Source organism: Escherichia coli DSM 30083 = JCM 1649 = ATCC 11775 (assembly GCF_003697165.2).
In the GTDB taxonomy this organism is placed as follows: Bacteria; Pseudomonadota; Gammaproteobacteria; order Enterobacterales; family Enterobacteriaceae; genus Escherichia; species Escherichia coli.
In genome coordinates, this window is the sequence record NZ_CP033092.2 from 3,576,091 (window position 1) to 3,589,282 (window position 13,192).

11 protein-coding genes are annotated in these 13,192 nt (G+C 52.2%); 1 reads left to right on the forward strand and 10 read right to left on the reverse strand.

Annotation, left to right across the window (positions count from 1 at the left end; genetic code table 11):
• The 6 genes from yajD to queA all read right to left on the reverse strand — a co-directional run bounded on the left by yajD (nt 1) and on the right by queA (nt 5,942).
• On the reverse strand, nt 1-348 hold the full coding sequence (yajD, locus tag EAS44_RS18625) for an HNH nuclease YajD (protein WP_001317658.1): 348 nt from the start codon (nt 346-348) through the stop codon (nt 1-3).
• 129 nt (nt 349-477) lie between these two features.
• Complete coding sequence (gene secF, locus EAS44_RS18630; RefSeq protein WP_000046637.1) at nt 478-1,449, reverse strand: protein translocase subunit SecF; 972 nt, start codon at nt 1,447-1,449, stop codon at nt 478-480.
• A gap of 10 nt (nt 1,450-1,459) precedes the next feature.
• The gene (gene secD, locus EAS44_RS18635) at nt 1,460-3,307 is read right to left on the reverse strand and encodes a protein translocase subunit SecD (RefSeq protein WP_000934823.1); all 1,848 of its coding nucleotides are present in this window, start codon (nt 3,305-3,307) and stop codon (nt 1,460-1,462) included.
• 27 nt (nt 3,308-3,334) lie between these two features.
• A complete protein-coding gene (yajC, locus tag EAS44_RS18640) occupies nt 3,335-3,667 on the reverse strand; it encodes a preprotein translocase subunit YajC (protein WP_000007629.1) in 333 nt (110 codons plus the stop codon).
• 22 nt (nt 3,668-3,689) lie between these two features.
• Nucleotides 3,690-4,817, reverse strand: coding sequence for a tRNA guanosine(34) transglycosylase Tgt (tgt, locus tag EAS44_RS18645; RefSeq protein WP_000667319.1), 1,128 nt, complete (start codon nt 4,815-4,817; stop codon nt 3,690-3,692).
• A 54-nt stretch (nt 4,818-4,871) separates the two neighbouring features.
• Nucleotides 4,872-5,942 carry a tRNA preQ1(34) S-adenosylmethionine ribosyltransferase-isomerase QueA gene (gene queA / locus EAS44_RS18650; protein WP_001266511.1) on the reverse strand — a complete coding sequence of 357 codons (1,071 nt, stop codon included), beginning with the start codon at nt 5,940-5,942 and terminating at the stop codon, nt 4,872-4,874.
• A gap of 218 nt (nt 5,943-6,160) precedes the next feature.
• Between queA and acpH the strand changes: the two genes are divergently transcribed.
• Complete coding sequence (gene acpH / locus EAS44_RS18655) at nt 6,161-6,742, forward strand: ACP phosphodiesterase (protein WP_001009870.1); 582 nt, start codon at nt 6,161-6,163, stop codon at nt 6,740-6,742.
• Nucleotides 6,743-6,746: 4 nt separating this feature from the next.
• Here acpH and malZ read toward each other — a convergent pair whose 3' ends face one another.
• From malZ to phoR, 4 genes are all read right to left on the reverse strand, one after another.
• A complete protein-coding gene (gene malZ / locus EAS44_RS18660) occupies nt 6,747-8,564 on the reverse strand; it encodes a maltodextrin glucosidase (protein WP_000979364.1) in 1,818 nt (605 codons plus the stop codon).
• 155 nt (nt 8,565-8,719) lie between these two features.
• The gene (gene proY, locus EAS44_RS18665) at nt 8,720-10,093 is read right to left on the reverse strand and encodes a proline-specific permease ProY (RefSeq protein ID WP_001295329.1); all 1,374 of its coding nucleotides are present in this window, start codon (nt 10,091-10,093) and stop codon (nt 8,720-8,722) included.
• A 75-nt stretch (nt 10,094-10,168) separates the two neighbouring features.
• A complete protein-coding gene (brnQ, locus tag EAS44_RS18670) occupies nt 10,169-11,488 on the reverse strand; it encodes a branched-chain amino acid transporter carrier protein BrnQ (protein WP_000149635.1) in 1,320 nt (439 codons plus the stop codon).
• 406 nt (nt 11,489-11,894) lie between these two features.
• Nucleotides 11,895-13,190 (reverse strand): phosphate regulon sensor histidine kinase PhoR, encoded by a 1,296-nt coding sequence (gene phoR / locus EAS44_RS18675; protein WP_000893603.1) that lies wholly within the window; start codon nt 13,188-13,190, stop codon nt 11,895-11,897.
• Nucleotides 13,191-13,192: the final 2 nt, after the last annotated feature.

The window sequence follows — 13,192 nt, forward strand, 5'->3', positions numbered from 1 at the left end:
TCACTTCTTCTTGTTCATCATCGCTTTCAAATCAGCGAATGGGTTGTACTTCGCTTCACCGACATCTTTCTGCGCATCTTCCCCTGCGATAACGGTCGTACCATACTGATCCGCTTCGGTGTATTTCGAATGCTCATGATCGTGGCAATAGAGACAAAGTAATTCCCAGTTACTGCCATCTTCCGGGTTATTAGTATGGTCGTGATCAATGTGGTGAACGGTAAGTTCACGCAGGTTGGAATAAACAAACTCGCGGGAACAGCGACCGCAGACCCACGGATAGATTTTTAATGCTTTTTCGCGATAGTCGCTTTCTAACCGCGCATAGTTTTTTGGGATGATAGCCATGAAAAAGTTACCTGGATGAAATGTAGGGTTACGCGCAGTTTCCCAAGATGCGGGGATTTTCGCAATCACCTTACATCAAAAAAAATCCCGATCTTCTGACCGGGATTTTCAACATCAGCTGAAACTTGATTAAGGCAGAATTGACGGCTGATCCGCCCCTTCTTTTTCCACTTTCTGCTGCAACATGTGTTCGCGCTTCATACCCAGTTTCAGAGCCAGCGCAGATGCCACATAGATGGAAGATGCAGTACCGATGGAAACACCGATAAGCATGGTCAGCGAGAAGCCTTCCAGTACCGGACCACCGAAGAGGTACAGCATCAGGATAACCATCAAGGTAGTACCGGATGTGATCAAGGTACGGTGCAGCGTCTGGGTCAAGGACACGTTAAAGATTTCGTAAGGCGTACCGCGACGGATCTTGCGGAAGTTTTCACGAATACGGTCCGATACCACGATACTGTCGTTAAGCGAGTAACCGATAACCGACATCAATGATGCCACAATGGTCAGGTCAATCTCGATATGGAATAACGACAAAATACCCAGCGTAATGATAACGTCGTGCGCCAGCGCAATAACAACCCCTGCCGCCAGTCGCCACTCAAAGCGGAAACCTACGTACACGAGGATAGACAGCAGCGCCGCCATCAACGCCATCGCACCGGTTTGCGCAAGGTCTGCCCCCACGCTCGGACCGACGAACTCAATACGCTTCACTGCCGCATTCTGATTGGTGGATTCGTTAATCACCTTCAGAACCTGGCTGCCCAACACCTGACCGCCGGTTTCGCCTTCAGCAGGCGGCATACGGACCATGATGTCGTGGCTGCTACCAAAGTTTTGCAGCATCGGCTCTTCAAAACCGGCTTTTTGCAATGCATCACGCATTACGTCAATTTCAGCCGGTTTTTCGAGCGTAATTTCAATAACCGTACCACCGGTAAAATCCAGCCCCCAGTTAAAGCCGCGCACGCCCATAATAACGATAGCGGCGATTAACAGCAGACCAGAGATGCCGAAAGCCCAGTAGTCCCAGCGCATAAAGTCATAGACTTTACGGCCGTGGTTTAGTTGTTCAACAGTATATTCCTGTGCCACATCGCACTCCTCAGATTGACAGCTTCTTGACGCGCTTGCCGCCATATAGCAGGTTTACGATGGCACGCGTACCGACAATCGCGGTAAACATCGACGTCGCCACACCGATACCGGTAGTAATCGCGAACCCTTTAATTGCCCCGGTACCCACTGCATACAGGATGATGACTTTAATCAGCGTGGTGATGTTCGCATCGAAGATGGAACTGAATGCGCCACGATAACCTTCATCAATTGCCTGTTGAACAGTACGTCCGTTGCTCAACTCTTCTTTAATACGTTCGTTGATCAGTACGTTCGCATCGACCGCTACCGCAAGGGTTAAGACGATACCCGCGATACCTGGCATACTCAGCGTTGCGCCTGGCAACAGCGACATAATACCGACAATCAAGATCAAGTTGGCAATCAGAGCACTGGTCGCAATCAGACCAAACTTCTTATAGAAGATGATCATGAACAGAATAGAAACCAGCAGACCGGCAAGGCAAGCCTCCAGCCCCTGCTCAATGTTCTGCATACCCAGGGTTGGGCCAATGGTACGTTCTTCAACAATCTGAATCGGCGCGATCAACGCACCGGCACGCAGCAGCAGTGAAAGCTGACGCGCTTCGCTTGGGTTATTGATGCCAGTAATACGGAAGCTGTTACCCAGACGAGACTGGATGTTGGCGATATTAATCACCTCTTCCTGTTTCACCAGAACCGCACGACCGTTTGCATCTTTCTTACCGCTGTCTTTGTACTCCACAAATAGGGTTGCCATCGGTTTGCCGATGTTGTCCTTGGTGAAGTTAGACATGATGTTACCACCCGCGCTATCGAGCGAGATGTTAACCTGCGGCTGGTTGTATTCGTCCTGGCTGGAAGTGGAGTCGGTGATATGGTCACCGGTCAGAATTACGCGTTTGTACAGCACAACCGGCTGACCTTCGCGGGTCTGTTTCACTTCAGAGTCGCCCGGTACGCGACCGGATGCCGCAGCGGCCTGATCAACGTTGGTGTTTACCAGACGGAATTCCAGCGTTGCCGTCGCACCCAGAATCTCTTTCGCACGCGCAGTGTCCTGAATACCTGGCAGTTCAACAACGATACGGTCAGCACCCTGACGCTGAACCACCGGCTCCGCCACGCCAAGTTGGTTTACACGGTTACGCAGGATATTGATGTTCTGCTGCACCGCATATTCACGCGCTTCACTCAGACGAGCATCGCTCATTACCGCACGCAGCTGGTTGCTGCCCTGGCTGCTAATCACCAGGTCCGGATGGCGCTTGCTCAGATACGCAATGGCTTCATCACGAGCTTTAGCATCGCGGAAAGTGATGCTCAGGCCGTAGTTGTTTTCTTTACGAACGGTGGTATACGGGATGCCCTTTTCACGCAGGTCGCTGCGCAGGCTATCGATATTTTGTTCCTGGAGTTTGCCAAGCGCGGTGTCCATATCCACTTCCATCAGGAAGTGAACGCCGCCACGCAGGTCAAGGCCGAGCTTCATCGGCTCAGCATGAATAGCTGCCAGCCAGCGCGGCGTTGCCGGGGCAAGGTTAAGCGCCACGACGTATTTGTCACCCATAACGCCCATTAATGCTTCACGAGCGCGCAGCTGGGTGTCAGTGGAGTCGAAGCGCGCAAGAATAGCGCCCTCTTCCAGTGCCACAGACTTAGCAGTTATTTTTTCTTCTTGTAACGTTTTCTGGACCTGGATCAGCGTTTGCTCACTGGCGGCGACTCCGCGCGCACCAGTGATCTGAACAGCCGGATCCTCACCAAACAGGTTGGGAAGCGCATACAGCAGACCGATGACAATCACCACGATCAGCATGACGTACTTCCACAAAGGATAACGGTTTAACACGGCAATTCCCTTAGGGAAAAATTTTAATTACAGCGCCTTCATGGTGCCTTTCGGCAGAACGGCAGCTACGAAGTCACGTTTAATAACTACTTCAGTGGTGTCATTCAGTGCGATAGCAATGTAGCCGTTTTCCGCTACTTTGGTTACGCGACCGACCAGGCCACCGTTCGTCAGCACTTCATCACCTTTAGCGATGGAGTCCATCAGCTTTTTGTGTTCTTTGGTGCGCTTCTGCTGTGGACGCAGGATCATGAAATAGAAAATCAGACCGAATACCACCAGCATCAAAATCAAAGACATCGGGCTACCTTGCGCCGGTGCACCCGTTGCCGCTACCGCATCAGAAATAAAAAAGCTCATTAAATTTCCCTCATTATTAATATTAATCAACGTTCAAAGGTGGTACTTCTCGCCCCTGACGCTGGTAAAAATCAGTTACGAAGCTCTCTAATTTACCCTCTTCAATAGCCTTGCGTAAACCCGCCATCAAACGCTGGTAGTAACGAAGGTTATGAATGGTGTTGAGTCGCGCGCCTAATATTTCGTTGCAACGGTCGAGATGATGCAAGTAAGCGCGTGAATAATTGCGACAGGTGTAGCAATCACACTCAGGATCGAGTGGGCCAGTATCGCTCTTATACTTCGCATTGCGGATTTTCACCACGCCATCGGTCACGAACAAATGACCATTTCGGGCGTTGCGGGTTGGCATTACGCAGTCAAACATATCGATACCGCGACGTACGCCCTCAACCAGGTCTTCTGGTTTACCAACGCCCATCAGGTAACGCGGTTTGTCTGCCGGAATTTGCGGGCATACATGCTCCAGAATGCGGTGCATATCTGCTTTCGGCTCACCCACAGCCAGACCGCCGACAGCGTAGCCATCAAAACCGATATCTACCAGACCTTTAACAGAAATATCACGTAAATCTTCGTAAACACTGCCCTGAATGATACCAAACAGCGCATTTTTGTTTCCGAGACTGTCAAAACGCTCACGGCTACGCTTCGCCCAACGCAGAGACATCTCCATGGAGCGTTTTGCGTAATCCCAGTCAGCAGGATACGGCGTACACTCATCAAAGATCATGACGATATCCGAACCAAGATCGTACTGAATCTCCATCGACTTTTCCGGGTCGAGGAAAATCGGGTCGCCGTTGATCGGGTTGCGGAAGTGAACGCCCTGTTCGGTGATTTTACGAATATCACCAAGGCTGAAGACCTGGAAGCCGCCGGAGTCGGTAAGGATTGGTCCTTTCCACTGCATAAAATCGTGCAGATCGCCGTGCAGTTTCATGATTTCCTGGCCCGGGCGCAGCCACAGGTGGAAGGTGTTGCCGAGGATAATTTGCGCGCCAGTGGCTTCAACTTCTTCCGGCGTCATCCCTTTTACGGTGCCGTAAGTGCCAACAGGCATAAAACAAGGCGTTTCCACTACGCCACGATCAAAGACCAGGCGGCCACGGCGTGCGCGACCGTCGGTGGTGTCCAGTTCAAATTTCATTTTTTCTCCACTACGTCAGAAAAACAGTCCAACGTTTAAACCAGCGCCGCGGAATTACTCCCCAACGCGCTCATTAATTGCCTGCGGATTGTACGTGATAAACATCGCATCACCGTAACTAAAAAAGCGATATTTCTCTTCTACCGCCGCTTTATAGGCATTCATGGTGTGTTGATAACCAGCAAATGCCGAAACCAGCATAATCAGCGTCGATTCCGGAAGGTGGAAGTTCGTCACCAGCGCATCGACCACTTTGTACTGGAAGCCCGGATAGATAAAGATTTGGGTATCGTCAAAGAACGGTTCAATGAGATCGTTTTTCGCTGCCTGAGCCGCACTTTCCAGCGAACGTACTGAGGTGGTACCAACCGCAATCACCCGGTTACCGCGCGCTTTCGCCGCCAGTACCGCGTCTACCACATCCTGCGGCACTTCAGCGTATTCCGAGTGCATGATGTGATCTTCAATGGTGTCGACGCGCACCGGCTGGAAGGTGCCCGCACCAACGTGCAACGTCACAAACGCCATCTCCACGCCTTTGGCGCGTAATTTTTCCAGCAAAGGCTCGTCAAAATGCAGACCAGCGGTCGGAGCTGCAACCGCGCCCGGTTTTTCGCTATAAACTGTTTGATAAAGTTCGCGGTCAGCGTCTTCGTCCGGACGGTCGATATACGGCGGCAGCGGTATATGGCCGATGCTGTTGAGGATATCCAGTACCGAACGATCATCATTAAATTCGACTTCAAACAGTGCGCCGTGGCGCGCGGTCATCGTTGCGTTAATACTTTCGTCATCGCCCAGCAGCAGTTCTGCGCCAGGTTTTGGCGCTTTCGAGGCGCGAATATGCGCAAGAATGCGTTTTTCGTCGAGCATCCGCTCAACCAGCACTTCAATCTTGCCGCCGCTGGCTTTACGCCCAAACAGGCGCGCCGGGATCACGCGGGTATTATTAAAAACCAGAAGATCGCCGGGGTTGAGCTTATCGAGTAAATCGGTGAAAGTACCGTGCGTCAGCGCGCCCGTCGGCCCGTCCAGCGACAGTAAACGACAGCTACTGCGTTCAGGCATGGGATAGTGGGCAATCAGGGATTCGGGCAATTCAAAAGAGAAATCGGTAACGCGCATGACACTGACTCAGACTAAAATAAGAGGCGGGTAGTCTAGTGCCGGGGCGCTCTCCCTGCAACCTTTACCCTCCTTGATGGATGACATAATCTATACACAAAATCATTCAAGATGCATCGAGATGGCAACTGAATGAGTCCCCAGGAGCTTACATTAAGTAAGTGACTGGGGTGAGTGAAGGCAGCCAACGAAGAGGCAGTTTGAAGGATGAAGTGTATATGAATTTTTTAGCTCACCTGCATTTAGCCCATCTCGCGGAAAGCTCGCTTTCCGGCAATTTACTGGCTGATTTCGTACGCGGAAATCCTGAAGAAAGTTTTCCGCCCGACGTCGTGGCTGGTATTCATATGCATCGGCGAATCGACGTATTAACCGACAATCTGCCGGAAGTCCGCGAAGCGCGGGAGTGGTTTCGTAATGAAACGCGCCGTGTCGCGCCTATTACGCTGGATGTGATGTGGGATCACTTTCTGTCCCGCCACTGGTCGCAGCTGTCGCCCGATTTTCCGCTACAGGAATTTACCTGTTATGCCCGGGAGCAAGTGATGACTATTCTTCCAGACTCACCGCCACGCTTTATCAATCTGAACAACTACTTATGGTCAGAGCAGTGGTTGGTGCGCTATCGCGATATGGATTTCATCCAGAGCGTGTTAAACGGCATGGCAAGCCGTCGCCCACGTCTGGATGCCCTGCGTGACTCCTGGTACGATTTAGACGCCCATTACGATGCTCTCGAAACCCGCTTCTGGCAGTTTTATCCGCGGATGATGGAGCAGGCGTCACGCAAGGCGTTATAAGACGTTAATTCATCCACACCGTAGCCGAAATGGCAGGCAAAGCCAGAATCCCGTCCGTCAGTTGCCCGTGACCTTCTTTGCGTTGCCATTGCGCGACATTAAGCAACGGTGACGCGGGTAGCACCACTTCACAGGCTTCGCCACGGTTGATTGCCACCAGTACACGCTGCTGATTCAGCACGCGGACAAATACCACCACGTTATCTTCCGCATACAGCACCTGACAGCCGCCACGACGCAACGCCTGACTTTTCTTACGCAGCGCAATCATTCGCTGGTACAGCGCGAATAACGCCGAATCCTGCTTTTCCACCTGCCAGGGGAACGGCTTACGGCAAAACGGATCGTTTTTGCCATCCAGTCCCACTTCATCACCGTAATAAATGCACGGTACACCAGGCCAGGTGAACAGCCAGACCACCGCCAGGGGCAGGCGCGCAACATCCCGACCGAGCAGCGTTTTAAATCGCGCAGTATCGTGGCTGTCGAGCTGATTAAACATACGTAATTGTTGTTGATGAGAAAGCCCTGCGCGGTAATTATCCATCCAGACCATACAGGTTTGGGCGTCAATTTGCTGCGGATCGTAAGAGATATCGGTGTTGGCAAGAAATCCCCACAACGGGAATGTGAAGCCGCGATAGTTCATGGCGGCATCTTCCACATCGGCCTGTAACCATTGCCGTGCATCGCCAAAATGTTCGCCGACAATATACGCATCCGGCTGGGTTTCTTTCGCCGCTTCGGTGATCCCGGCAACGTGCTGCAAATTATTGCGCGCCCCACCCGCTTCCCCCAGCATATGCACCACATCCAGCCGCCAGCCGTCCATATTCCACGGCGCTTTCAGCCAGTGGCGGACAATACTGTCTTCCCCGCGATAAATTTCATTCACCAGACTTTCCGACTGATAATCCAGCTTCGGCAAGCTGGCATAGCCCAGCCAGTCGAGCGCCGTGCCATCATCACTAAACGAGTACCAGTCACGCCAGGGTGATTCGGGGTTGTGACAAGCTCCCCCCGTGCCACGATTGTGCCTGTCAAACCAGGCATGGGAATCGCCACTGTGGTTAAACACGCCGTCCAGCACCAGTCGCATTCCCAGCTGCTGCGTATTGTGTCGCAAACGCAGCAACGCCCCATCACCGCCAAACTGCGGATCGACATGGCGATAATCCTCGGTATCGTATTTATGCACGCTGGGAGCTTTAAACACCGGATTGAGATACAGCGCCGTCACGCCAAGTTTTTTCAGATACGGCAGTTTTTCACTTATCCCGTCCAGATCGCCGCCATAGAACGTTGATCCGCCAGCCTGCGCCGTGACCGGTTCATCCCAGTCACGCAATATGATCTCTTGTCCGGCTGCGTGATGGTAATAGACATGATCCTGTTCAGCTTCACGAGGAAGATTACGGGCGAAACGATCAGGGAAGATCTGATAAAAAATCTGATCCGCAGCCCATTGTGGGCCGATATCCGGTACATCAATGGCAAACTGCTCCAGTCGTGCTGGCGGCATTCGGCTGAAGCCTTGCGGTGTAAACCAACGCTGGCGATCGTGCCACAGCAATTTGAAACTATAACGCCGCCGAGGTTGTCCGCAGGAGAGCTCGATCGCCGCCCGCCATGCGGTGACGCCAGGCTGCGGCTGACTGCGCTGCTTATGCATCGGTACTGACATTTCTTCGTTATCGTGTTCTGTACGCAGCATAATGCGCTGCGGTGGGTCTTCGCCCGTCAGCCACAGTGTAATGAGCAGTTGATCTTTGCTTTGTTTAACAAATGGGGGCACCGGCAGATGCCATGCATTTAACATCATAATTCCCCTGTGATGAAAATCTGATCACCTTGCCATAGCCTAATGCAGGATCACTCATCATCTGAAGGATATTTGGGGGAGGAGGACGGGGGCGGATAACTTTCGGAATAGCCGGATCAGGATTTCCTCCTGAACCGGCTTACAGAACGCAAGGATTACTGGTTTTCAGCCAGCTGACGATCGTGGCGGCGCTTAAACATCCAGCCAATCAACAGCACAACAATCCACGCGAAACCGACATACAGCGAGATACGCGTATCCGGGTGATAACCAATCAACCCGATAATAAAGAGCAGGAAAATCAAACCGCCGATGGTCGTTGCTACCCCACCCGGCACTTTAAATTTCAGCGCCTTAACTTCTTCTGGCGGCAAACGGCGACGGAAGGCGATTTGCGACAGCAGGATCATAATCCACACCCACACCGTGGCGAAGGTTGCCAGCGAAGCGATCACCAGGAAGACGTTTTCCGGCATGATGTAGTTCAGATACACCGCAAACAGCAGCGCGGTAGTCATCACCAGCACCGTAACCCACGGAATACCGCGACGCGAGGTTTTGCTGAAAATTTTTGGCGCGCTGCCCTGCTCTGCCATACCGTGGAGCATACGGCCTACACCAAATACGTCACTGTTAATTGCCGACAGCGAAGCGGTCAGCACAACAAAGTTAAGAATGCTGGCGGCAAAGGTAATGCCCATATGCTGGAACGTCAGCACAAACGGGCTACCGGCAGTGCCAACCTGATTCCACGGGTAGATAGACATAATGACGAACAGCGTACCGACGTAGAACACCAGAATACGCATCGGCACGGAGTTAATCGCACGCGGAATCGATTTCTCAGGATCTTTCGCTTCACCGGCGGTAATCCCGATAATTTCGATCCCACCGTAAGCAAACATCACCATTTGCAACGACATCACCATACCAAGCCAGCCGTTACTGAAGAAGCCGCCGTTGCTCCACAGGTTATGAATACCGGTCGGTTGCCCGCCGTTGCCAATCCCCCAGATGATGATGCCGAAACCGGCGACAATCATGATGATGATAGTGGCGACTTTAAAGAACGAGAACCAGAACTCCAGCTCACCGAATACCTTCACGCTCATCAGGTTTACGGCGCAAATGATCAGCACCACACTCAGTACCCAAATCCAGTGCGGCACCGTCGGGAACCAGACACCCATATAGATACCAAAAGCGGTCACATCGGCGATGGCGACAATAAGGATTTCAAAGCAGTAGGTCCAGCCGGTAATGTAACCTGCCAGCGGGCCGAGGTTTTCCTGCGCATAACGCGAGAAAGAGCTGGCTGCCGGGTTATGTACCGACATTTCCCCCAGCGCACGCATAATGATATACGCCGCGATACCACCGATAATATAGGCCAACAACACGCTTGGACCGGCCATTTTGATGGCATCTGCCGAACCGTAAAACAGCCCGGTGCCAATTGCTGAACCCAGTGCCATAAAGCGTATGTGTCGGGTACTTAGCCCACGCTTTAGCTTGTTCTTACTTTCCATCAATTCCTAACCCATCAACACAATAAAAAACCACGGGGCATCGCAGCCCCGTGGTTAAAACAAATGTTCAGTGATTTAGTGAGCGCTGGAGGTCACCTGACGACCTGCCGCACGATCCCAGATAATGGCCAGAACCACCATCACCACTGTTGGCATTAACCACGCCAGACCTTGTTCGGCCAGCGGTAAACGCTGCGCCCAGGACGGTAAGATATCGCTGAATGCAGATGCCTTGATCCCGTCGAGAATACCAAAAAGCAGGCTGATAAACATCGGCGGAGCAATCACGCGGGACGAATTATGCCACCATGAGCGTGTAAAACTTAATACAACCAGTGCGATACACGGCGGATAAATGGCGGTCAGCACCGGTACAGAGATCTGAATCAGCTGGCTCAAGCCGAGGTTAGACACCACCATCGAGAAGCCGCCGAGGATAAACACCAGCGTACGATAAGAGAGCGGTACGTACTGGGCGAAGAATTCTGCACAAGCACAGGTCAGGCCAACCGCCGTGACCAGGCAGGCGATGAAGATTAACGCCGCCAGCAGGAAGCTACCGCCGCCGCCAAAGGTATGCTGAACGTAAGCATGCAGGATCGCCGCACCGTTTGCAGACTGATCGACCAGCGACGCGCTGTCTGAACCCAGACGGAACAGCGCCAGGTACAGCAGAGTCAGACCAACACCCGCCATCAGGCCAGCCCAGACGGTATAACGGGTCAGCAGACGCGCTTCGGTAACGCCACGAGAACGCGCCGCGTTAACAATAACGATACCAAACACCATTGCGCCCAGCGTATCCATGGTCAGATAGCCGTTGACGAAGCCGTTAGAAAACGCAGCGTTTTGATAAGCCTCAGTCGCCGTGCTGATAGAACCCGCCGGCCAGATAATTGCGGCAACAGACAGGATGACCAGCGCGATAATTTTCAGCGGCGCAAGGAAGTTGCCCACGGTATCCAGCAGCTTGCCCGGATAGAGCGAAACCAGAATAACGATAGCGAAATAGACCAGGCTGTAAATAAACAGCGGCAGCGCGGAATCACCCGTCAGCGGCGCAATCCCCACTTCAAAAGAAACGGTAGCTGTACGCGGCGTAGCGAAAAGCGGCCCCACCGCCAGGTAACAAACTGTTGCCAGCAGTACGCCAGCGACTTTACCAATTGGCGTGCTGAGACTGTCAACACCGCCGCCAACTTTTGCCAGCGCCACTACCGTTAATACCGGTAGGCCAACGGCAGTAATGAGGAAGCCGAATGCCGCAGTCCAGACGTGTTCGCCTGCCTGCAAGCCGACCATTGGAGGGAAAATAATGTTACCTGCGCCGACGAACAACGCAAATGTCATAAAGCCCAGAGCGATGATATCGCGCGATCTTAATTGATGGGTCATAAATCATACTGCCTGTGGATGTGGTGTTGTAACGTTAAATTTTTGTGCCAATCCCTGGGGATGATACAGCGGTATATTTAAACAATTTTAGCGGGAAATACTCCCAACCAGGCGCGGCGAAGAATAGTTTTTCGATTTACCGCGTGAATGCAGTCAGTATGACAGCACCTGAAGCGCAATTTAAACGCTTATAACGTTTTAAAGCAAGAAGGGATCTAAAAACCAGAGGTATATAGCGATAAGAAATCACCAACCAGTACAAAACACTATTTCCGTGAAAAAGACATGGCTAATCATGCGAACAAAAAATCACCAACCGTTGTAAAATCTAACGCCCGTATTTCGACTGCAAAGAAAATAAGCCAGCATCGGCTGGCTTATGGCAATAAAAGATGACAAAGGCGAATTAATCGCTGTTTTTGGCAATTAAACGTTCCGGGATAACAAAACTGAAACGTGTACCTTTTCCTACTGTACTCTCAATATTCAGGCGACTTTCGTGATGATTCACCGCATGTTTCACGATCGCTAACCCTAATCCGCTACCGCCGGTTTGCCGGGAACGCGCTTTATCAACGCGATAAAAACGCTCGGTCAGGCGCGGAATATGCTCCGGTGCAATGCCCGGTCCGTTATCTTCAACACTAAATTCGGCACCGTGCGGCACTCGCTGCCAGCGTACGGTGATATGCGTGCCTTCCGGCGTATGATTCACGGCGTTATAGACCAGGTTCGAAATCGCACTGCGTAGCTGATCTTCGTTGCCTGACACCTTGAGGCCGTTATCTATCTCAAAGGTAAATGTCTGTTTTTTCTGACTCAGAGTCTGAGCCTCGCGCTCAACGACGCGCAGCATCATCGGCACATCAACCTTTTCATTGAGCAAATGCGTCGGTGCGGCTTCTATTTTCGACAGCGTCAGCAATTGCTTCACCAACCCTTCCATCCGCTGGGTCTGCTCGCGCATGGTGTGCAACGCTTTTTCACGTACCGCGCCTTCCAGCGGTTGCTCATCCATCATCTCCAGGTAACCCTGTAACACGGTCAATGGCGTACGTAACTCATGGCTCACGTTGGCAAAAAAGTTACGCCGCGCCCCTTCCAGTTGATGCATTTGCGTGACATCTCGCGCCACCATCAGCAACTGTTTGTGGGTATAAGGCATGACGCGAATCTCCAGATGCCGCCCGGTATTGAGCACCAGATTGAGCGGGCGAGAGAAATCACGCGTTTTCAGATATTGCGTAAACTCCGGGTAACGCAGCAAGTTAAGGATGTTCTGCCCGTTATCTTCCGGCCAGCGCAAGCCAAGAATCTGTTGCGCCAGACCGTTGCACCAGAAAATACCGCCCTCTTCCGTGGTCAGCACCACCGCGTCGGGCAGCGACTCCGCGCCGCTACGAAAGCGTTTAATCAGATTGCCCAGTTCACGGCGGCGTTTTTTATTTCGCAGCTGCATCTGGTGTAAGCCGTATAGTAGCGGTTCCCAGCTACCACGCCCCGGTGGCGGGGTCATACTACGATCCACCCACAGCCACCATGAAAGGCGCAATAAATTCCAGAAATGCCAGATAAGCAGTCCTGTTACCGATGCCAGCAAAAACCAGGGCAGGTAACCAAAAAATGCACCCAGGATGAAAGCCGGGAGGCAGCAAAGTAGCAGCTCCAGCACCAGCCTTTTCCACGACAGCCGTTCCAGCACGT

What these genes read in the sequence shown, in the direction of transcription:
- yajD (WP_001317658.1), bottom strand. Translation starts at nt 348, where the DNA reads ATGGCTATCATCCCAAAAAACTATGCGCGGTTAGAAAGCGACTATCGC.
- yajC (WP_000007629.1), bottom strand. Translation starts at nt 3,667, where the DNA reads ATGAGCTTTTTTATTTCTGATGCGGTAGCGGCAACGGGTGCACCGGCG.
- tgt (WP_000667319.1), bottom strand. Translation starts at nt 4,817, where the DNA reads ATGAAATTTGAACTGGACACCACCGACGGTCGCGCACGCCGTGGCCGC.
- queA (WP_001266511.1), bottom strand. Translation starts at nt 5,942, where the DNA reads ATGCGCGTTACCGATTTCTCTTTTGAATTGCCCGAATCCCTGATTGCC.
- acpH (WP_001009870.1), top strand. Translation starts at nt 6,161, where the DNA reads ATGAATTTTTTAGCTCACCTGCATTTAGCCCATCTCGCGGAAAGCTCG.
- malZ (WP_000979364.1), bottom strand. Translation starts at nt 8,564, where the DNA reads ATGATGTTAAATGCATGGCATCTGCCGGTGCCCCCATTTGTTAAACAA.
- proY (WP_001295329.1), bottom strand. Translation starts at nt 10,093, where the DNA reads ATGGAAAGTAAGAACAAGCTAAAGCGTGGGCTAAGTACCCGACACATA.
- brnQ (WP_000149635.1), bottom strand. Translation starts at nt 11,488, where the DNA reads ATGACCCATCAATTAAGATCGCGCGATATCATCGCTCTGGGCTTTATG.